The following is a 22,638-nucleotide window of genomic DNA, read 5'->3' as shown; positions in this document are numbered from 1 at the left end:
ATTTCCTTGTGTGTTTAGAATCGTATATCGAATACAGAAAATGACCGGTCAGAATTTTCATCATTTGTGTTTGTGATTACAGTTGCAAATTTATAGTCCGTTTGACCGAAAAATTCTACTATAAGTCTACACAACGAATTTATATATTGATTAACAGTGTTTTATGGGGTGGGTGAAGTATCGGTTAAGTATTGAGAAACTCAAGGTTTTAGATTCTCATCTTCTTTCAGATTTTATATTTTACAATTTTTATCTGGTTTTTTAGAGATATTTTCTTCAGAAACTCATTTTTAATTTAAAAAGCTCAATCATGATTTTCTGAGCTCTGATGTTTAAAGAAACATCCGGCTCACACACCGGATGTTCCCACACTAAGAAAAATGAAATAACAGATATGAAAAAAAATGTTATTATTTATTTCTGCTATTCTGAATCAATAATATAAAAGAGTTGTAATTTTTATTTTATATTCAGGATTATTTCACAAACCTATCACTTATTAAAATGAAAAGAAGTACTGTAATTATACCTGAATATTTAAATAATTAATTTGTAATGATTTGCAAATAAATTGAAGTATAACTACAGTATGATCCAAAAGTATATTTTTCATACATTGTTGAATTATTATAGACTGAGCTAATTTTAAAACAAAAGCTTATTAAATTAACTTTTTGCACCCAATGAATTGGAATACTAAAGAATAATTGAAAAATTAACGAATAAATTTTGAGTATAGTTTTTTTAATTATCTATTTTTGAATGATTAAAAAATTACAAATGTTCCCTAACAAAAAATTCAGAAGAGTTTTTTATATATTCTTTTTTATGCTTGCAGCACAGTCGCAGGCACAGGATTATTCTTTTTTACCCAAAACAATCAGAACTAATATAGAATATCAAAACAGAGGAGAGTATGAAGCAGCTTTAGATTTTAATTTAAGGTCTTTGAAAAGTTACAAAGAGAAAAAGGATCCTGAAGGGATAGCTACAGTGTATACCAACATGGGTAATATGTTATTTATACTCAGTAAGTATAAAGAGAGTCTGAGGTATCTAGACAGAGCTAAGGGAGAATTGATTGAAAATAATAATCCTTTGCTCAATGGAAGGCTTTATATTGAATATGGGAAAAATTATACGAGCTTGGGATTATTCAAACAATCCAATGCAATGTTTGATAAGGCATTACAATATATCAATAAGATCCCAAATCAAAAACAAAAGATTTACTATTTGAATGCCAATTATTCATGGAAAAGAATTAATTTCTTGGAACTTCGTCAGATGGATTCTTTACGAAGTATTGAGAAGAAATCTTTACAGCTAAAATCAAATATTCTGGTGTATACAAGAAAAGCTGATTATTTTATTGCCAATAAAATTCACCTGGATTCTGCAGAATATTATTTAAATAAAGCTTTGTCTAATAATACAGCAACTGATACAATAGATATGGCCGTAACATGGTTTAGCTATGGAGATCTTCATACTGTAAAAAAAGATCATCAAAAAGCTTTGGAGTATTATTTAAAATCTCTTAAAGTTTTAGAAAAAATAAAGCAGAATGAATCCGTAATCGTTGCATACGATTCAATTTCAAATGCTTATAAAGCCCTTAATGACACTCAAAAATCAAATGAGTACTTAAGAAAATATTCGGATTTAAATAATAAAATAAAGAAGGAAGAAAAAGCAGCTGTAAATGTGGTGGTAGATAAGCTACTTCAGGAAGAGAAAAAAGAAAAAGAAGAGGAGGGCAGAAGACTTTATTTACTGGTTGCCATTATTGTTATCGTTTCTTTGATACTGATTTATTTTATACGAAAAGCTTACCTTTCAAAACAGAAGAAAAAAGATCAGCTTATTGAAAAGCAGAGTCAGGAAACTCAGAAGCTCAAAGTACAGGTTAATAAATCCTTTGATCAGATTGTTGAACTTGCGGAATCCGGAAGTCCATTTTTTCTTACCCGTTTCAAAGAAGTCTATCATGAGTTTTATGAAAAACTGAACTCTCATCATTCTGATCTTACAGATTATGATTTAAGGCTTTGTGCTTATATAAGGCTTAATCTTAATGCTAAAGAGATTGCGCAATACGAAAATATCACACTTAGAGCTGTGGAAGCCAGAAAATACAGACTTAAAAAGAAACTGGAACTTCCTTCTGAGACGGATCTTACCAAATGGATACTGGATCTGTAGATAAAAATGAAAACCTGTCCAAAAAATAAACAGGCTTTCCTCTTTATTATAAAAACCAAATTTCTGTTAAGGTTCAATATGATCTACAGGTTGATGAACAATATCATAATATACCGATGGATTTGCAGCGTTAGGAACAATTCTGTACGTGAATTTTGTATCATTTAATTCTAAAATATTGACATCGCGGGTCCAAAGCTGGGCACCGGTACTAGGATCTCTCGCAATCAGATTTCTTGTTTTCCCATCTGGAGAAATAGACCAGTCTCCCTGATTTCTTAATACATTATTTAAACCGTAAATAGCATAAGCTCCTCCAGCTCTGAAATAAGCGTAGCCTACAAAACCGTTCACTGCCGGGTCATTAAGGTTAACGTGAGCTCCCGTATTATCCAGAGCATCTGTTGTTTCCCAGGCAGTAGAGGCCAAAGTACGTTGTCCGTTTTCCGGTTCGGTATGATTCACTCTTTCGTGGATGATATCATAAAATACAGAAGGATCACTTGGGTTGGTATGGATTCGATACGTGAAAACTTTCTTACTGAGTTCAAGAATATCCACATCTCGTGTGAAAATAGTAGTTCCATCCGGACGAAGAGCAGTTATTGTTCTTGTTTTTCCCTGTGGATCTACAGACCATGTTCCTATAGATCTTAAAACGTCATTCAATCCATAAATGGCGAAATTTCCATCACTGTTGAAGTAGGCAAATCCTACGAAACCCGCTACTGCAGGATCATTTAATGCAACATTGTTTCCGTTTTTATCTTTTGCTCCGGTAGTTGCCCAAGGGGTGGAAGATAAAACCTGCGAGGGAGTCAGCTGTTCTTCTGCGGTCACCTGATCATCATCATTAGAACAGGATACAAAACTTGCAGATAAGGTAAATGCAGCAAACAGATAACATAATTTTTTTAAAGTATTCATAATTTATATTTTTAAATCTTTACAAACATATTCCATCTTCAAATCAAAAAATTGTACAAAATCTCTCTTTTGTTGTAAGAAATATCACTTTAGTCTGCTTTTGTTTAAAAAAGAAGTTTTTTAACAGAAATTTGGAAAGACTAATGCTGCTATAGATCTTAAAATATTGTTAAATACATCGCATTGCAGAAGATTTTCTCTGCTTGCACGAAAATTATTTTTACTTTTGGTAAAATAACTAATTGAGTAAAATTATGTTTAAAACTAAAATTTCCTTGCTGGGGATCATGAGTGCAATCGGTTGCATTGCTGTGAATTTTTTACAGGCACAACAATCGATTGAGCTGACGAATACACTGGATTTTCCAAGAAATGAAGTGCTTTCCCTATCTGTAACTGATTTGAAATCGGTTTTAAAGAAGACCAGAGAAGCAGATCTTAGAATTAAAGACGAAAATAATAAATTTATTCCAATTCAGTGGATTGATTATGATAATGATGGAAAAAATGATGAATTGCTCTTTCTGGCAAACATTGATGCAAAAAAGTCGATCGTTTATAAATTGGTAGCCGATTCTAAGTCTGTGGTTCCTCAGCCAAAAGTAACTACTTACTCAAGACTGGTACCGGAAAGAGTAGATGATTATGCCTGGGAAAATGACAAAGTAGCTTTCAGAGTTTATGGGCCAAAAGGTCAAAAAGAAGCAGAACAGGGCGTGAAAGGAAGTACACTTTCCAGTGGTGTTGATATTTGGTTTAAAAGAACAGATCAGCCTGTTATCAATAAATGGTACAAAGGATATCTTACCGATCCTATGTATTATCATAAAGACACACGTGGAGAAGGTTATGATCCATACCATGTCGGTGACAGCCGCGGAACTGGTGGAATCGGAATCTGGGTTAATGAAAAACTTCAGGTTTCCAAAAATTTTATCAGCTCAAGAACCATTGCGGAAGGTCCTTTAAGAACTGTTTTTGAACTCACTTATTTTCCATGGAGTGATTATAAGGTGCAGGAAACAAAAAGAGTATCTCTGGATGTAGGGTCCAATTTTTCCAAATTCGAATCTGATTTTATTTCCCAGAATCCGGTACCCAATTATACCATCGGAATCAGTTTACATAAAAATGAGGGACTTACAAAGTTAAATGACAGAAAAGGTTTTTATCTCCATTGGGAAAAAATAGATGATGCTTTTGTAGGAGAAGGAGTTGTGGTAAATCCCAATATCGTTGAAAAATCGGTAGCTCACAGAACAGAAACTCCGGATCAGAGTAATTTATTAATTATTACAAAACCTCAAAAAAAACTGACCTACTATGCAGGATTTGCATGGCAGAAAAGCGGCCAGATTCAAACGCAGGCAGATTGGGAAAAAATACTTGAAAAACAATCACAAATTGTGGCCAATCCTATAGCGATCAAGTTTATTAAAGATGTAAAATGATACAAATAAAAATTTCAATCGCCATATTCTCTTTGGCGTCTGTTTTCTTATCAGCACAGGTAAAAGATACTCTCGCCGAAAAAATGCTGATCTATCAGCTTCCCAATGGGGGATGGGGAAAACAGCTGGATGATAAATCCGTGGTGAATTATAATCTACCTGTCGACAAAGCTCTTTTAAAAAAAATAAAAGAAACAGGTGATGATCATGCGACCATTGACAATAATGCGACTTCAAGGGAAATCAATGCCTTAGTAAAAGCATATGCCACAACCAAAAACAATCAATATTTAAAAGCTGCAGAAAAAGGGATCAGTTATCTTCTTCTGATGCAGTATAAAAATGGTGGTTTTCCTCAGTACTATCCCAATACAGGGCTTTACAGAAAGCAGATTACCTATAATGATAATGCAATGATTAATGCATTGACCGTTTTATATAACGTTGCAGAAGGGAAAAATGATTTTGATGCAGTCAGTTCTGCATTAAAGGAAAAATCTAAAATTGCTGTACAAAAAGGAATTGAATGTATCTTAAAAACTCAGGTTTTACAGAAAGGAACACCAACGATCTGGGGTGATCAGTATAACGAAATTACCCTTCAGCCCGATAAAGCAAGAGCTTTTGAGCCCATTTCTCTGGCCACCGGAGAGTCGGTCGGAATTGTAAGGTTTCTGATGTTACAGCCTGTCACTCCCGAAATTGAAAAGTCAATAAAAGCGGCTGTCAGTTGGTTTAAACAAAATAAAATTGAAGGTTACAGTTATAATGTTACCAAAGTAAACGGAAAAGCTGTCCGAACTTTGACCGAAGATAAAAACTCTATTATTTGGGCAAGATTTTATGATATTAATACCAATAAACCTCTTTTTGGTGACCGCGACGGAAGCGTAAAATATAATTACAATGAAGTTTCCGAAGAAAGAAGAAACGGTTACAGCTGGTTTGGTGATTTTGCAGATAAGCTGATCAATAAAGAATTTCCGAAATGGCTCGAGAAAAATAAAATTTCAGGGTAATTATTCTGAGCAAAAATCCTGATATTTTATGTCAGGATTTTTATTTCAACCATTCCCAGCGCTTTGCCCAATCCAGAAGAATATCATTTTTCCATTTGAGAATTGTTTTTCCACCCTGATATTTTCCATCAAAAAGATTAGGATCTGATTGATCTGTAAACCATGTATTTCCTAGTAAGTAATCTGTTGGGTTTTCTTTTCCCGGCCAAAGATTGACCACATTTAATTTTCCGCTATGATTATTCAATTCCGGAATATCAGATACAAATTTATAATTCAGAATTTCTGCAGCTTTCGGAATATATCGTAAAGCGTAATTCCCGTTTCCAAGATAGGAACCTGCCCATTTTTGGACTTCTTTTTTATGCATTGTTTCCATATAAAATGGTGTGAAATCAGGATTCTCTTTAAGCAAAGGACCTGTAAAACGAAATTCGATCAATGAGCAGAATGCAATATTTTCAGAAATTCCTTGTGTACCATTCACAATAACGTATGGACTGCGCTTTATCTTTTCAAAACTTCCGCCCCAGCTTTCTCCTGTCGGATCATTTGGGTTTCCATGCATAAGATAGAATAGAGTAGGACTGTCGCCCATTTTTACTTCACCATTATAGTAATTTCTGAAATCTTTTCCCATAGCTCCATACCCTTTAATATATTGATCATAATACTCAGAGCTTTTCAGAATATTGGGATTCTCATTTTTAGAAAAGAAAGAATAATATGTGGAATTTACTTCAATAAACCAAAGATCAGGAAAATTTTTCACGATATAAGCGTATGAATTGGCACTCCATTTTTTATTGGGACCACCGATCCAATAGACTTTAATATTGTTTTTGATGTCAGGCGCGTCGTGCAATGCCTGAGCAAGATCTTCCAAGCCTCCCCAAACCAATACCCACAAAGGTTGAATTGATGTTTTTCTTGCTGATTTTACAATCCATTCCGAACCTTCTGTTGATTTGGAAAAACCTTCGAAAGGTGCATTTCCACGCAATCCCTGTTTAGAAATTGAACGAAGATATTTTGGATTGGGAAAACCTGAACCGTGTTTTTTAAGTTTTGGGAGATCTTTTTCGTAAAGATCAATCATTTTTAAAATTTCTTCCTTGCTTCCATTTCCAAACGATGGTGATGAAACCAATCCTTCAATATTGAATTTATCCGAATACATCAGTAAATGAATCATCGATTGATTGTCATCAGGGTCTGTTCCGCCAATGTCTGTACTTATTAATATTCTTGGCTTTTCAGTGATTGATTTCTGAGCTTTAAAATCAAGAATACTACACATTAAAACGAAAAAATAAACGACTTTTTTCATGTAATTAAAATTTTTCAAAGAAAAATGAATATTGAACCCCTTATTGTACGGTGATTATCTGTAAAAATCAGTGTAATTTGCGCAAAAAATTATTCTACATCAAAAATATATACTCCACCTTTCTCAGTATTGAAATCGAAAAGATGAGTTTCCGGAACAGAATACCCTTTCAATTGAGCTTTTTCGGAAATTAAGGGAGCTTTAACTGCATTGATTTGATAATATTCATTTGGATTTTCTCCTCTTGCCAATTGTAAATTTGCTTTAGTTTTAATTGGTGGATTTTTAGCAACTCTGATTCTTGCGTTTCCGCCCAAAGCAGATTTTACAACCAGTTTTGTCAGTTTCGAATCTTTCCAGTCAATATCAATTTCAAAACCTCCTCTTGCCTTCAAACCTTTTACAGAACCATTCGGTAAAGCATCCGGAAGTGCCGGTAAAATGTAAATGTAACCGTCATAACTTTGCAGCAACATCTCTGCAATTCCCGAAGTACAGCCAAAATTTCCATCAATCTGAAATGGCGGATGCGCATCCAGAAGATTCGGATATGTTCCTCCGGATTGACCTTTCGTTTCCGTTGGAGCAGGTGTCAATTGATCTGAAATTAATTTAAAAGCTCTATTTCCGTCCAGTAATCTTGCCCACCAATTCACTTTCCAACCCATCGACCAGCCTGTAGATTTATCGCCTCTGTACGTCATTGAGTTTTTGGCGGCTTCTGCTAAATCAGGATTTCGGAACGGAGAAATTTGTCCCGAAGGAAAAAGCCCGTACAAGTGTGAAATATGTCTGTGTTTATCATCCGTTCTGTCCATATCTTTCAGCCATTCCTGCAACTGAGCGTGTTGCCCGATTTGCATTGGCGGAAGTTTATTTAAAGCTGATTTTACTTCTTCCAAAAGATGTTGATCTTCATTTAAAATTTTTGAGGCATGAATAAAGTTATTAAAAACATCAAAAACCAACTGATTATCCATTGTTGTTCCAGCTGTGATTCCAACACTCTTCATATAGGTGTTTTCAGGCGACATGGAAGGTGAAACCACCAGATATTTTCCGGAAGGATCTTGTTGAAGAACATCCAGATAAAATAAGGCACAACCTTTCAAAGCGTCATAATTTTTCTTCAGAAATTCCTTATCTCCTGTATATAAATAATGATTCCAGATATGTTGCGTCAACCAGGCTCCTCCCATTGGCCACATTCCGTAAAAACCGCCGTCTACAATTCCCGTAATTCTCCATAAATCGGTGTTGTGGTGCATATTCCAGCCTCTTGCGTGATACATTTCTTTAGCAGATTCCTGTCCCGTAACCGACAAATCCTGAATCATGTCGAACAAAGGCTCATGCATTTCGCTGAGGTTGGTATTTTCTGCAGGCCAGTAATTCATTTCAGTATTGATGTTTACGGTGTATTTGCTGTCCCAGGCGGGATTCAGCTGATCATTCCAGATTCCCTGAAGATTGGCAGGCTGAGTTCCCGGTTGTGAAGAAGAGATTAAAAGGTAGCGTCCAAACTGGAAATACAAAGCTACCAAATCCGGGTCGCTTGAAGTTCCGAATTCTTTAATTCTGATATCAGTTGTTTTTTTCACCTGTTCGGTCGTTCCTAAAGCGAGGCTTACCCTTTTGAAATATTTCTGATATTTTTTAATGTGAGCTTTTAATTCGACATCATATTTCTTATTTAGAGCAGATTTTAAATATTCAGAAACTCTTGCATTTGGATTTCCCGAAATATCATTATACTTTTTGAAATTCGTAGCAATTGAAATATAAATCACCACTTCATCTGATCCGGAAATTTCCAGTTTATCTTTTGTTGAGGTTAATTTTCCACCTTTTAAAACAGGAAAAGCTACTGTTTTAAAATTAATTTTACCCATTTTATTATCAGCCGAACCACTCGTACCATTAATGACCAATTGATTGTTCTCTGTAAAAATAGATTTCTGTACATGTGGAGTAGAAGCGTTGATGGAGAAATTTAAACTTCCTTTTTTGCTTGAGGATAACTTAATTATAATCACATTGTCAACAAAAGATGAGAAAATTTCGCGTTTAAAAGTAACGCCGTTTACTTCGTAAGAAACGTTGCTGATTGCTTTTTCAATATCTAAAGTTCGGGTGTAATTTTTAAAATTTTCATGACCTTTAAAATTTAAAAACAAATCGCCCATCGTCTGATACGGCATTCCGTAATTCAGATCTTTCGGTGCAACTCTTGGATAAGTTGTATTTGACAGTTTTTGAGCCTTTTCAAACTGACCGTCATTCAACAGTTTTCTGATTTTCTGGATGCTGTCGAAAGTGTTTTTCGGAATATTATTTCCCGGTTCTCCTGCCCAAATGGTTTCTTCATTAAGCTGAAGGTGTTCCTGAGAAGCTCCTCCAAAAACCATTGCACCCAATTTTCCGTTTCCGATGGGTAACGCTTCGTTCCAGTTTTCTGCAGGTTTGTTGTAGATTAATTTTAAATTCTGTTGAGAATGAACCGAAATCGAAATCAAAATTCCACAAGCCTGTAAAAATATTTTATATTGAATGATTCTCAGCATATTTTAGTCTTTAAAATGAAATATTTTTGTTTGAAAAGCTAAAACGAAAGGATTTTTTGATAAAATTTAACATTGCTAAATTTGCTGAAAAGATGCTTCGACAAGCTCAGCATGACAACGCTACAAATGAATCGCTAATAAAGAAGTTAGTATTAGAGATGTCACACTGAGCTTGTCGAAATACCTTTACTTTTTATGCTATTTTTCGACAAAGTTTAAGCCCTATTAGTTGTTGAAAAGATGCTTCGACAAGCTCAGCATGACAACGCTACAAATGAATCTCTAATAAAGAAGTTAGTCTTAGAGATGTCACACTAAGCTTGTCGAAATGCCTTTACTTTTTATGCTATTTTCCGACAAATTGTAAGATATTTTATTTACTACCAATCGTTTTCAACCAATCAGAACATATTTTTTTCCAGTTATCCGTCAGTTCAGATTTATTCGTAATTCCTATTTTATGTTCGCCTTCAGGGAAAATAAACAGAGCACCTTTCACTTTGTTCTTCACCATTTCCTGATAATACAAAATACTGTTCATCACAGGAACCGTTTTATCATTTTGAGCATGAATCAAAATAGTAGACGGAGTTTTTTCCGTCACACGATTCTGCATCGAATATTCTTTGATTTTTTCCGGAGAAGCATTTTCACCAAGCAAACTATTTCGACTTCCAACGTGAGCAAATTCACCCAAATCGATAACCGGAGAAACTAAAATTGCAAAATTGGGAATGGTAGGAATGGATGCCCAATCACCTTTTAATTCAGTGTAATCTGTCGAAATATTACTCACAGAAGCAGCTAAATGTCCGCCTGCGGAAGTTCCAATGACACCGATTTGTTCTGGTGAAATTCCATACTGTTCGGCATTTTTTCTAAGATATTTTATGGCAGCTTGAACGTCTTGCAACGGCGCAATTTCTTTCTGTCTTAAATCTGGAGAAGTCGGTAATCTGTAATTCAAAACAAAAGCCGAAATCCCTTGTGTATTGAACCATTTTGCAATCTGATAACCGCCCAAATCGTAGGTTAATTTGTAATATCCTCCACCCGGAATCACGATAACTGCCATCTGTTTTCTCTCTTCTTTCGGAGGTAGAAAAGCAAACATTTCGGTTTCTTTTATCTGTATAATTCTTCCGTCTTTTTCTTCTGTTTTTAAGGGTAGCCCTTTGGAATTCGGCATCTGTCCTTTTGGCCAGACCATAATTTTTTCCTGTGCAGATAATTGAACGAAAAATGAAATTAATAGTAGAAAAGCAATTTTTTTCATAACCTCTTAATTTTGATGAAATGTTTATGTGTAAACCTCATAGGTTTTCGACACCTATGAGGTTTGGATCTATATATTAATCTTTAAGAAAATCTTCTCTAAAAGGAGTAAAGGCATCAATCAATTGACCAGCTTCTAAACATTTTACCCCATGAAAAATATTAGGTTGAGCAAAAAAACCGTCGCCTTTTTGTAGAACTTTAACTTCACCATCAACAGTCACTTCAAATTTTCCTGAAGCCACATACGTAATCTGAGAGTGAAAATGCTGATGCAAAGCGCCAATTGCATCTTTTTCAAATTTTACAATCACCATCATTACCTGAGAATTGTAGCCCACAAACTGTCTGGAAACACCGTCTCCTAAATCTTCCCACTCGGAATTACCATCGAAAAAAGGTTCTTTTTTGAAATTCATTTTTTTATGTTTTTTAATTTTTAAACTAAATTATTTATTTGCACTGTCATTCAGAACGAAACGAAGTGGAGTGAAGAATCTCTAAAAATAAAATTAAGATTCTTCCTTCGTCAGAATGACAAACTAAGCGTTTATTTAATATATTTCGCCAACCCTATTTTCAAAGTCTTCAAATCTTTCACTGCCAATTTAGCAACAGATTCCGCTCCCAATGTTGATAAATGCGTATCATCATCTTTTCCTTTCGGATAATAAGGGTCTTCACCTTCTTTGTAATGCAAGTGTAATTTTTTTGAATTTTCTGGACCATAAGAAACTTCCAGTTGTTCGGTCAGTAACTGCATATCTACAAATGGCACCCTCAAATCATTCGCTACCATTCTTACCACTAAAGGATATTCTTTATGCGTATCAAGTAAAACTCCGTTTTCGTTGAAATTTCTTCTGACAATAGAAGTCATTAAAATAGGTGTTGCTCCTTTTGCTCTGGCTTCATTTACATATCTTTCCAGATTGGCTCTGTATTGGGTATAAGGATTCGTAAATTTTGTAGAATCTTTCAGCTTTTGGTCATTATGCCCAAATTGGATAATCACAAAATCCCCTTTTTTTATTTGTTTCTCCACTTTATCCCATCTTCCTTCTGTTCTGAAGCTTTTTGAACTTCTGCCGTTCATCGCGTGATTCTGGATTTCAATTCCTGTTGTGAAGAACTGTGGTAAAACCTGTCCCCAGCCATGTTCTGGATTTTTGTCAGGATTTTCCTTATTCGCCATGGTGGAATCACCGATAAGGAATAGGGTGGGTTTTTGTTGAGCTAGAATTAAAGTTGAAATTGCTATGCTAAATATTAAAAGTATTTTTTTCATTTTAAAATTTTATTTTATGTAAACTTGAAAGATGCTTCGACTCCGCTCAGAATGACAACTCTAATACTAACCTTACTATTTTAACACAAAATTTGTAGCGATGTCATGCTGAGCCCGTCGAAGCATCTCAATTATTTATTTGGAGTCCATCCATCAAAAATCTTTTCTAATGTATAGTTTTTCAAATCTTTTTTTGTCAACTGATGTGACCAATTTACACGGTTTGAAATGTTTCCGCCATCGCCTTTACTTCCGGATTCTGCGTAATAAGCCGTTTTTTCTTTATCGGGGAACATTTTATCACCTTTCCATGGATTCCAGCCTTCGGGAAGGATGTGTTTTCCCATTTCTGTGTTGATGAAAACTGTTTTCGCATAAGGTCGCCAAGGTCTTCCCAAATATACTTTGGTAATGCCTTCTTTGGAAATTAATTTACAGTCAAAAAATACAAAACCATATTGTCTGTCGGCTTCTGTTGCGGCTGCAGTAATATAAGAATCGGCTAAACTTTTAATCGTACAACCTTTAAAAATAACCGTTGCCTGTCCGAAAATAAAATCCGTTGTTCCTTCGATATAACAGTTTTCAAAATATTGTCTGCTGTGATTGGTTGCAGAATAAATTGTGTCCTGACAACCCATAATATTTGAGTTTTTAATCACAAAACGGTCACCTTCCACATGGAGAGAAACCGCCTGTCCTTCATTGCAGGAAGAGTTTTGAATCGTTAAATTATTAATTTTAATATCATCACCCATCACTAATAATGTGTAGGAATTGAATGTCGTCATTTTTTCATTAAATGAATCCAGCTTCCCTGAAAAATCATTGTTGGTAATGATCGTATTATCTTTATTTTCGCCTTCTAACGTTATTTTATGTTTTGAAGAAGGAATAACCACTTTTTCATTATACGTTCCTGATTTAATAAAAACCAATGCTTCCGCAGGTCCTAAATCACGGATTGAATTAATCGCTTTCTGAATCGATGTAAAATCTCCGCTTCCGTCTTTGGAAACAATAATTTTGATATACGGATCATTTCCTGCAAAGAGAAAATTTGCCATTGAAATGAGGAGAATTAAAAATAATTTTTTCATAAAACTTTGCTTTAAATTAGCCTTAACCTTAATATCAAACTAAAACTTATTTCAAAACTTTATCTAAAAAGTCAACCGTTAAATTCAATGTTTCTGTAAACCAGGGTTCTGCACTCCAGAATGAATGCGGCGAATCTTTAATTTCATGAAATTCAGTGGGAATATTATAGCTCTTTAATTTTTTCATCATATCATTTCGCCCAGCATGAAAACGGGGTTGTGAACTATTAATGAAAAGGGTAGGAGGTGTATTTTTATCCACATATTCCAGTGGTGAAGCTTCTTTCCATATTTTCGGATTGTCTTTTTGTTGATATCCCAGCCAATAAGCATCGTAAGTTCCTTCTTTTCCGGATTCTTCATGAATAAAAGAAACAACGCCATCTACATTCACAATAGCCTGAAGTTTATTCTTTTTCTTAACGCCAACCAAAGTCGCTATTTGCGCTCCCGCAGATTCACCTAAAACGACCATTTTCTTTTTATTTAAAGAATATTTCTGATGATTTTTTTTCAACCACTCAATGCCTGTTTCAATATCTTCAACGCCGACGGGATATTTTGCGACATCAGCCAATCGATAACCAATTGCGATCACCACATAACCTTTTGAAGCGAGTTCCATCGCCATGAACTTCTCATTTTCCTTACTTCCTGAAATCCAGCCGCCACCGTGAACCATTGCAATTCCCGGATATTTTTTTGATTGGTCTGAAGGATAATAGATATCAGCTTTCAAAAAAATTCCGTTGACATTGGCATATTCCACATCTTTATCAATTTTGATATTTTGCGGAATAGGTCGGTCAATCGGAGTCGTAAAAGGATATTTTTTTTTGAATTTTTCAAATGTACCTTCGTTGGTGTAAGGAGTGGCATTCGGTCGATTTACCTGTCCGAATGCCATTGTCCCCACAAAAAAAATAGAAATATAAGTATGTTTTCTGTTAAAAATCATTCGCTTATGGAATTTTTTTAATACTGTTTTTTATTTTTTTTGGATTATCGCAAAGATTCAATGCTTTTAAAATGCTTTATATTTTACTTCAATGCTTCGACAAGCTCAGGATGACAACGCTACAAAATGATCGCTAATAAAATAGTTAGTATTAGCGATGTCACACTGAGCCTGCCGAAGTGTTTAAATTAATAATCTTTGCTATTTCCAATTATTTAACTACATTTTTTGCTACATCCGTTCCGATAGAAAGTAAATTTTTATCAGAGGTTACTTCTTTCGGCAACAATACTGTTCCCGTTTTGCTTCCTAAAACTTTCACAACCGGTTTATTGGCAGATTCAAATTTTACCGTTGAAAGGTTGATGTTTTTACTGTTATAAATGGTTGCTCCCGTTCCCTGAGAATATTTCAATTTTACATTTTTTAACTGAATTCCGTCTGCATCCACTATTGTCATTGCTTTTCTTGTGTCGAACTGAGAATCTTCAATCACAATATTTTTAAGGTTCATTTCTGCTAAACCAAACAACGTAATTGCTTCATCAGAATTAACTGCATTGATGTTTTTAAAGAAAATATTTCTGAAAATCGGCGTTTCTTCCGTTACAGGATACACCTTTTCAGGCGCTTTGTTACCTTCCTGCTTTTGTCCGTCTTCCAACACCGGAGAAGCACCCTCGTAGAACATATTGAATCCGATAACTTGTGTCGGAATATTAATCATATCAATATTTTTGATGTAAATATTTTCAACGATTCCTCCTCTTCCGCGGGTTGTTTTAAAACGAAGACCAATATCTGTTCCAATGAAAGTACAGTCGGAAACATGGATGTTTCTTGCTCCACCAGACATTTCACTTCCTATCACAAAACCTCCGTGACCGTGGTACACAACGTTGTTTTTAATGATCACATTTTCAGTCGGCATTCCTCTTTTTCTTCCGTCCTGATCTTTCCCTGATTTAATACAAATGGCATCGTCACCAACATCAAAAGTATTATCGTAAATCAAAACATTTTTACAAGATTCAAGATCTACTCCATCACCGTTTTGAGAAAACCAAGGGTTTCTAACGGTAAGATTTCTTAAAATCAAGTTGGTACACATTAAAGGGTGAAGGTTCCAGGCCGGAGAATTCTGAAAAGTCGGTCCGTCTAGCAAAACTTTGTCGCAACCTACCAAACTTACCATTACCGGACGAAGAAAATCTTTAACGGTCACCAATTCATCTTTAGAAATTTTATCAGGAACATTGAAGCTTGAACTGCTTTCAAATCCTTTTTTATAGCTTTCTGAAGGATACCAGTTTTTACCGTCGGAAGATAAGATTCCGCCAGATTTTACGATATTTTTCCATTCAGATTCTGAAACTTTACTTTTTTTGATGGCTCTCCAAGCATCGCCGCTTCCGTCGATTACTCCTTTTCCTGTGATGGCAATATTCGTTGCATTTTTCGCGGAAATGGGAGACTGGCATCGGATGGTATTCAATCCTTCAAAACTCACATCAACTAAAGGATAATCTGCTTTATCTTTACTGAAAACAATAAATGCACCTTCTTCTACATGAAGATTGATGTTGCTTTTTAATTCGATAGGACCCGTAAGCCACATTCCTCTAGGAACAACCAATTTTCCGCCGCCTTTTTTGCTAAGGTCTTCGATTGCTTTTTTGAAAGCTTCTGTATTTTTTACATTTCCGCCTGCAACGCCTCCATATTGAGTGATGGAAACGGTATTGGCTGCAAATGAAGTTTCTGCCACCTGAGGCATTTTAAACTCAATGTTTTTATAAATATCTAAATTCTGAGCATAGGTTTGCCCTGAAAACATCATTGCTGCTACTAAAACGATAACTTTGAGAGACTTCTTCATTTTATTTTTTCTGAGTTTTAATTTTCTTTATTGATTTTATTTTAAAATCGAATATTTATTTTTTCTTCCACAGATCTCGCAGATTTTCACAGATGTTTATGTAATATTTTTATTTATAAGTTTTAAAAACTATGCGCAATCATCCGTGAAAATCTGTGTAATCTGTGGGAAATAATTAATTTTTAGTTATCCTAAACCAATCAAAATCCGCATATCCACCGCGAGGCGCTTTGGTTGTGCTTACACTGTATAAACCAACTTTAGCACCAATCCATTTTCCGGGTTTTGACTGAAAAACATCGCCTACTTTTGTGAAATCTTTTCCATTTTCACTATAGCTGAACTGACATAAACCATTTGGCTCGTTTACATTTACTTTTAAATAGGCTTCGTTTGTTTTTAATTTTGTTTCAAATAAAACCTTTTCTTCACCACCTTTGTCTGCTTTTTCGGCTCTTCTTAATTGAAGATAAAATCCGTCGGGTTTATTAGTAATCACAATTGACTCGTGATCTAATCCCATTACTAATAATCCTGCAGTTTTTCCTTCTTTGGCATCTTCGGGCGTTAATTTAACCTTTGTAGACGCGGCAAAATTCGGAGCCGGGAATTTTTGAGTTAATAAATTCGGAACGTTCCAAAGATTTTTTTCACCTTCAGGAACTTTTATGGAGAATAATCTTAAAAATTTTTGCCCCGGAAGTTTGGATGACCAAACGATATTTTCGTTGGCACTCCATTGCCATTGCAAACCTAATTTCTCGCCATCAAATTCGTCCGTTTCAGGAGGGGTAACAATTGGATAAATTTGCCCAACGTTTGGTTTTTTATAGGTTAAAACAGGTTCTCCGATTTCGTTTTTATTATTGTCGATTCCGATAACTGGCCAGTCTTTTTCCCATTTCATCGGTTGCAGGTGAACAATTCTTCCGCCGGCATCCACATCCTGAAAATGGTAAAACCAGTCTTCTCCGGAAGGCGTATCTACCCAAGCGCCCTGATGAGGTCCGTTGATTTTTGTTGAACCTTGCTCAAGAACAACTTTCTCTTCGTAAGGACCGTAAATATTTTTGGATCTTAAGACCAATTGCCAGCCTGTAGCCACGCCACCTGCGGGAGCAAAAATATAGTAATAGCCGTTTCTCTTATACATTTTCGGGCCTTCAACGGTTGGATGTGCATCGTGACCATCGAAAACATGAACGCCTTTATCTAGAACTTTTGTTCCCTCAGTATTCATTTTATTTAACGTTAAAATACTCTTCACTCCGGCGCGACTTCCTGCCCAACCGTGAATTAGATAAGCATTTCCGTCTTCATCCCAAAACGGACAGGAATCTATTAAGCCTTTTCCTTCCATCACCAAAACTGGTTTTTCCCAAGCTCCCAACGGATCTTTAGTTTTCACCATATAAATTCCGAAATCAGGGTCACCCCAATAAATATAGAATTCACCTTTATGAAATCTGATGCTTGGTGCCCAAACACCGTCACCTCTTTTTGGGGTCGAAAAATGCTCGCTCGGAAGGACATCCGGAAGGGCATAATTCACCAATTTCCAGTTGACCATATCTTTTGAATGAAGAATGGGCAAGCCCGGAGCTTCATTAAAGCTTGATGCCGTCATATAGTAATCTTCACCCACACGAATCGCGTCCGGATCAGAATAATCTGCGTAAAGGATAGGGTTTCTGAAATTCTTCCCCTGATCGGCAGTCCAGACTTCCGAAACGTAGTTTTTTTCCTGTGCATCCATATAACTTGATGCAATAGAGAAAATGGTTAATGAAAGTATATTTAAAATTTTATTTGTCTTCATTATCAGCAAAGGTTGAGTTTGTATCTTAACAGCTTATTTTTCAAATTCTAAACTTGCTAAAATGAATGGTCCTGTTCCTTTTCCGTCGTTGGAACGTATTTCTTCGTTTACATAATATTCATAGGAACCGTCTCTGTAAGGTTTTCCGCCTAATCCGGCAACGGCGCAACATTTATTAAGGTTTACGACTCCGTTTTCGTCAACGGTGATTAAATTTTTAATGATTCCATCGTATCCTTTTTTTGCGGCAGCTTTGTATGATTTTGGAAGATAGCCTTCATTAACTGATTTAATGATGGTATAAACAAACATTGATGATGCTGTTGCTTCTTCATAATTCCCTTTTTCTAAAGGTTTATCCATAATCTGATACCAAAGTCCTGATTTTTTATCCTGAACTTTAATCACTGCATCGGCGTAAGATTTTATATAAGAAATTAATTTTGCTCTTCCAGGATGATCTTTTGGTAGATAATCTAACACATCTACCAACGCCATTCCGTACCAACCCATGGCTCTTCCCCAGAAATTAGGTGAAAGTCCGGTTTCTTTGTTCGCCCAAGCCTGTTCTTTGCTTTCATCCCAACCGTGATAAAGAAGGCCGGTTTTTTTGTCTAACATATGCTTTTGAACAGATTCAAACTGGAAAACAATATCATCATACGCTTTCTGAGCATCTGCGCCTTTGGTGAAATCTTTTGTATAATGTGTGTAGAAAGGCATTCCCATATACAATCCGTCTAACCAAACTTGATATGGATATATTTTCTTATGCCAGAAAGAACCTTCATTAGTTCGTGGCTGTCCGTCGATTTGCAGACGTAGCGTTTGAAGTGCCTTCAGGTATTTCTCTTTTTTCTCTTTTTCATACAAATAAAGAAGAACATTTCCGCTGTTGAGCATATCGATATTATATTTGGAAATGTCATAAGTAAGAATAGTTCCGTCCTCTTTAATCAGGTCTTCACCAAAACCGTTGATATAGTCGTAATATTCTTTTTTACCTGTTTTTGCGTATACCTTTTCAGCACCATCCAAAACAATGGCAGAAGGATAAGTCCATTTCGGACTTTTACTGAAATCCAGCATCCAGGCTTCCGGAAATCTGTGCATTTCGGAAAGCAGCATTCTTTCTGACCATTTCAGATTAGCAGGAATCACTTTGCCTGATTTTGAATTTTCAATTGAAGATTTTGCAGCGGTTGCATTTTTAGTTTGAGCACAAGCAAGGAACATTCCTGAACCTAAAATGGCAACTGCGTATGCTTTTATTTTATTATTAATGAAATTCATGATTTTAAACATTAAAGTTGATTATTTTTATCTAAAATTTCTAATTTTTTATCCAAGTCCTGGTAGAAAGATTCTTCTGTTGTTAAGCCGTTGGGTTCCTGAGACCAGGCTCCCATAAAATAATACGATACCTTCTTTGTTTTCTTAAAAACTACGGTATGAGTAGATTTTGTCATTACGTATTTATCAAAGTTTTCAAGAGGGTAGAAGATGACCATTCCCAGATTATCTTCTTTTTTGGCTAAAGTCTGCTGACCGTAAGTGGCAATGTAAGCCCATTTTTTATTTTTACTGATTCCCTGTTTTAAAGGAATATTTTTAATGGCAACAATTCCGGTGCATAAACCTGAAATGGTATTACTCAAATTCAAATCTACTTTTACAAAACGGTCTTTGTTGAAAATCGTCAGTTTTGACTGTAAATCGATGGCATCGCCCCAGGTTTTCCAGCCTTTATAATCAATAGTTGCATAAGACTGATCTTTTTCATTAATAACTTTTGCCGTCGTATTTTTCACGATTTTAAAAGTTTCAACAAAATCATTCTGCTCATCATATCGTCCGTAAGAACCAACACCAATGGTACGGCCGGATTTTAAAATATCCTGTCCCCAAGGCGCATCGTGGTGATACGATTCAAAACCGTCCTGCCCGACTTCCGGTAAAACGAGCGTATTTACTTTTTTACCGAAAATATCTGTTGCATTTCTCCAGTCCAGATATAATCTATAGCCAATCTGATTGTTTTCCAGCCCGATACCTTCATATCTGATGTAGCTGGAATGGTCGGTATGAGATTCAGGAAGGGTAATTTCCTGAACATTTTTGAACGTTCCGCCAATGTATTTATTGCCTTCCCATTTTCCACCTTCTTTTACAGAAAGTTCTGCGTAAGAAAAAGGTACTTTCGGGTTCTTTTTAATCGTTTCAATCACAGAAGTCTGCGCTGAAAAATTTGAAGATAATAATACTCCTGCAGCTAATATTTTAAACAAATTAAGTTTCATACTATTTTTCATTGGATAACCTTTTTTAACAAAGAGTTTTCATGATTATTACTTATTGTTTTTCGGTTATTTTTTTAACAATATCATTAAAATACACTTCAATATTATCGTAATTTTTATCTAAATCTCTCCCGTTGGCATCAGCAAATTTTGGATTTAAACCATTTTTTATTTCCCATTCATCAGGCATTCCGTCATTATCTGAATCGGGTAGAGATTTTCCGGTTTTTAAATTTGGGAATCCGCCAACATCTTTCTGAGAATCGATGATTCCGTTGGTACTGCCTTTTGAACCGTTGTAAGTGAAACTTCCATTTTTTACATCTTTTAAAACATGTAAATCGATTGCATCTCTTACCAAACTGGCTCCTCCGACCTGTAAAATTTTATCATAAGCCTCTTTAGGAGTATCTGTTCTTACATTATTCTGAATATCGTGAGGCTGATTGATTTTTATTTCGTTTTTATCTTTAACTGTTAAATTATATGAAGGTTTCATTTGGGCAAAAACACCCTGCGTCCAATTGTCTTTTGATATTTCAGCATTTCCTTCCATTACATTTCCGTTGATGTAATATTTTCCCCAGATATTGTAAACTTCAGTTTCAGATTTTTCATTTTTATCAATGGCTACAATTCGTTGTTTGGTCATGGTTGCAGGTCCCGGTTTGTAGTAATTATTCACAATATTCACATTCATTCCTTCGCCGCCGTAGACATTGTTGTGCCCCCAATTGTAGATCACATTGTTTCTGAAATCGGTAAGATCGGTCAAAGCAAATTTACTTCCCGCATATTCGCCCAATCTTGGATTTCTGCTGTCATGATGCGCATAGATATTATGATGAAAACTTGCGAATTTTCCGCCAGCAATTCCACCGTAACCGTGAGCGCCCTTCTGATGAACAGAATTTCTTAAACTTTCAGCAATCACACACCATTGAAGCGTTGTGTTTTCATTGACATAAATGGAAACCGTCTCATCGGTAGACCAGCTCATCGAACAATGATCCACCATTAAATTTTTGATAAATCTTGCGCCTAATGCATCACCTTCAAAATTTTTCTGATCGCCCATCCTGAAACGCATGTAACGTATAACCACATTATCTGCGCCAACAAAAGTTTCATAATTAGCAATGGTAATTCCGTCGCCGGGAGCAGTTTGTCCTGCAATGGTAACGTCGCCTTCTTTTATTTTTAAAGGAGACTCCAAATAAATGGTTCCACCTGTTTTAAACACAATATATCTCGGTCCTTTTTGATCTAAAGCATATCTTAATGTACCTTCTGAACCGTCATCCGTTAATTTTGTCACAAAATAAACCTTTCCGCTACGACCACCTGTTGTATATCTTCCGAAACCTTCGGCACCAGGAAAACTCAACACATTTTGAGCATTACTCAGTGTAATACCGAATAAAATTCCTATTGTAAAGAGCTTTTTGAAGTGTTTTTTCATGATTGAAAATTCTTGGTGTTTTTTGATTTAATTTATTTCAAACTTTTCAATGGATTCCAGTTGTCTTTTCCTTTAAGAATATTATTTAGGGTGTACTTTTTTCTTTCTACTTTTGTTAGCTGATGTGACCATGAAACTCTTTTTGTTGCATTCGCTCCAGAACCTTTTGAATTAAACTCTCCGTAGAAAGTGGTTTTTTCTGCATCAGGTTTGTTCCAGTTGTGCCAGCCTTCTGTTTTTATGCTTGAATTGATTTCACAATCGATATAAACGGTTTTTGCAAAAGGTCTCCAGGGTCTTCCTAGATACACCGAATTTTCTTTGGCATTACCGATAATTTTAGAATTAATAAAAACAAATCCAAACTCGTTTTCCTGTGGGGTAGAAGCGGCCGTAACGTAACTTGCCGTTTCTTTGGAATAAATCGTACAGTTTTCAAAAACAGCGGTTCCGGCTCCGAAAATATAGTCGGTGGTCCCTTCGATGTAACAGTTTTTAAAATAATTTCTTGACGATTTTGTTTTATCCGGAGAATCCTGAACCCCTTTTAAATATAAAGTATCCTGATTTCCTAGGAACCTGCAGTTTTCAAAAGCTATTCTGTCGCCTGAAGTCAATACTGCAACGGCTTGTCCAACTCTTCCTGAACTGTTTTCAAATGAAATATTTTTGGCTGTAAAATCATTAGAATAAATGAAAATGGTTGAAGAACCTGTAGTTCCGATATCTTTTCCTTCTGAATTCTTTTTTGAAGCAAAATCATCATAAGTGATGATGGTGTTTTGAGAATTTTCTCCTTCCAAAACAATCGCTCCTTTGGTTTCGGGAATGGTAATTTTTTCTTTGTAAGTTCCTGCTTTAATTAAAATTTTTGTTCTTGTTGAAGAACCGTTTTCAATAGCATCAATCGCTTGTTGTACTGTGGTAAAGTTGCCTTTTCCGTCTTTTGAAACCACGATCGTTTTATCAGCAGTTTTAAAAGAAAGAAGACTTAACAGCAGTATTGAGAATATGGAAAAAAGTTTAAAATTTTTATAAATCAGAGGAGCTTTCATAAAGTT

At 35.4% G+C, this 22,638-nt stretch carries 17 protein-coding genes; 3 read left to right on the top strand and 14 right to left on the bottom strand.

Annotated features, from left to right (window positions below; translation table 11 throughout):
- The first annotated feature begins 780 nt into the window (after positions 1–780).
- The gene (locus M2373_RS20860; RefSeq protein ID WP_259113199.1) at positions 781–2,205 is read left to right on the top strand and encodes a tetratricopeptide repeat protein; all 1,425 of its coding nucleotides are present in this window, start codon (positions 781–783) and stop codon (positions 2,203–2,205) included.
- A 66-nt stretch (positions 2,206–2,271) separates the two neighbouring features.
- Here M2373_RS20860 and M2373_RS20855 read toward each other — a convergent pair whose 3' ends face one another.
- Entirely contained in the window at positions 2,272–3,132 is an 861-nt protein-coding gene (locus M2373_RS20855) for a DUF4822 domain-containing protein (RefSeq protein WP_259113198.1), read from the bottom strand.
- 254 nt (positions 3,133–3,386) lie between these two features.
- On the opposite strand from M2373_RS20855, the gene M2373_RS20850 reads away from it, so the two are divergent.
- A complete protein-coding gene (locus tag M2373_RS20850; protein ID WP_259113197.1) occupies positions 3,387–4,583 on the top strand; it encodes a DUF4861 domain-containing protein in 1,197 nt (398 codons plus the stop codon).
- A complete protein-coding gene (gene pelA, locus M2373_RS20845) occupies positions 4,580–5,602 on the top strand; it encodes a pectate lyase (RefSeq protein ID WP_259113196.1) in 1,023 nt (340 codons plus the stop codon). Before M2373_RS20850 ends, pelA begins: the two co-directional genes overlap by 4 nt.
- Positions 5,603–5,642: 40 nt before the next feature.
- On the opposite strand, the gene M2373_RS20840 is transcribed toward pelA, so the two are convergent.
- The 13 genes from M2373_RS20840 to M2373_RS20780 all read right to left on the bottom strand — a co-directional run bounded on the left by M2373_RS20840 (position 5,643) and on the right by M2373_RS20780 (position 22,632).
- Entirely contained in the window at positions 5,643–6,932 is a 1,290-nt protein-coding gene (locus M2373_RS20840) for a DUF1593 domain-containing protein (protein WP_259113195.1), read from the bottom strand.
- Positions 6,933–7,021: 89 nt separating this feature from the next.
- Entirely contained in the window at positions 7,022–9,496 is a 2,475-nt protein-coding gene (locus tag M2373_RS20835) for a glycoside hydrolase family 95 protein (RefSeq protein ID WP_259113194.1), read from the bottom strand.
- Positions 9,497–9,869: 373 nt separating this feature from the next.
- On the bottom strand, positions 9,870–10,772 hold the full coding sequence (locus tag M2373_RS20830) for an alpha/beta hydrolase (RefSeq protein WP_259113193.1): 903 nt from the start codon (positions 10,770–10,772) through the stop codon (positions 9,870–9,872).
- A gap of 76 nt (positions 10,773–10,848) precedes the next feature.
- Entirely contained in the window at positions 10,849–11,190 is a 342-nt protein-coding gene (locus tag M2373_RS20825; RefSeq protein WP_259113192.1) for a cupin domain-containing protein, read from the bottom strand.
- A gap of 131 nt (positions 11,191–11,321) precedes the next feature.
- Positions 11,322–12,059 (bottom strand): rhamnogalacturonan acetylesterase, encoded by a 738-nt coding sequence (locus M2373_RS20820; RefSeq protein ID WP_259113190.1) that lies wholly within the window; start codon positions 12,057–12,059, stop codon positions 11,322–11,324.
- Between the two features lie 131 nt (positions 12,060–12,190).
- Complete coding sequence (locus M2373_RS20815) at positions 12,191–13,159, bottom strand: pectinesterase family protein (RefSeq protein ID WP_259113189.1); 969 nt, start codon at positions 13,157–13,159, stop codon at positions 12,191–12,193.
- A 46-nt stretch (positions 13,160–13,205) separates the two neighbouring features.
- On the bottom strand, positions 13,206–14,117 hold the full coding sequence (locus M2373_RS20810; protein WP_259113188.1) for an alpha/beta hydrolase: 912 nt from the start codon (positions 14,115–14,117) through the stop codon (positions 13,206–13,208).
- A gap of 211 nt (positions 14,118–14,328) precedes the next feature.
- A complete protein-coding gene (locus M2373_RS20805; protein WP_259113187.1) occupies positions 14,329–15,996 on the bottom strand; it encodes a glycoside hydrolase family 28 protein in 1,668 nt (555 codons plus the stop codon).
- Positions 15,997–16,171: 175 nt separating this feature from the next.
- Positions 16,172–17,815, bottom strand: coding sequence for a glycoside hydrolase 43 family protein (locus tag M2373_RS20800; RefSeq protein WP_259113186.1), 1,644 nt, complete (start codon positions 17,813–17,815; stop codon positions 16,172–16,174).
- Between the two features lie 33 nt (positions 17,816–17,848).
- Positions 17,849–19,108: a glycoside hydrolase family 105 protein gene (locus tag M2373_RS20795; protein ID WP_259113185.1), complete on the bottom strand. Its 1,260-nt coding sequence runs from the start codon at positions 19,106–19,108 to the stop codon at positions 17,849–17,851.
- Positions 19,109–19,119: 11 nt separating this feature from the next.
- Positions 19,120–20,127: a DUF4861 domain-containing protein gene (locus M2373_RS20790; protein WP_259113184.1), complete on the bottom strand. Its 1,008-nt coding sequence runs from the start codon at positions 20,125–20,127 to the stop codon at positions 19,120–19,122.
- A gap of 40 nt (positions 20,128–20,167) precedes the next feature.
- Positions 20,168–21,577, bottom strand: a complete 1,410-nt coding sequence (locus M2373_RS20785) for a polysaccharide lyase family 1 protein (RefSeq protein ID WP_259113183.1) — start codon at positions 21,575–21,577, stop codon at positions 20,168–20,170.
- Between the two features lie 32 nt (positions 21,578–21,609).
- Positions 21,610–22,632 carry a pectinesterase family protein gene (locus tag M2373_RS20780; protein WP_259113182.1) on the bottom strand — a complete coding sequence of 341 codons (1,023 nt, stop codon included), beginning with the start codon at positions 22,630–22,632 and terminating at the stop codon, positions 21,610–21,612.
- Between the last annotated feature and the right edge of the window lie 6 nt (positions 22,633–22,638).

The organism is Chryseobacterium sp. JUb7, assembly GCF_024806495.1.
In the GTDB taxonomy this organism is placed as follows: Bacteria; Bacteroidota; Bacteroidia; order Flavobacteriales; family Weeksellaceae; genus Chryseobacterium.
The sequence above is the reverse complement of the archived record's forward strand: the minus strand, read 5'-3'. Positions and strand labels throughout refer to the sequence as shown.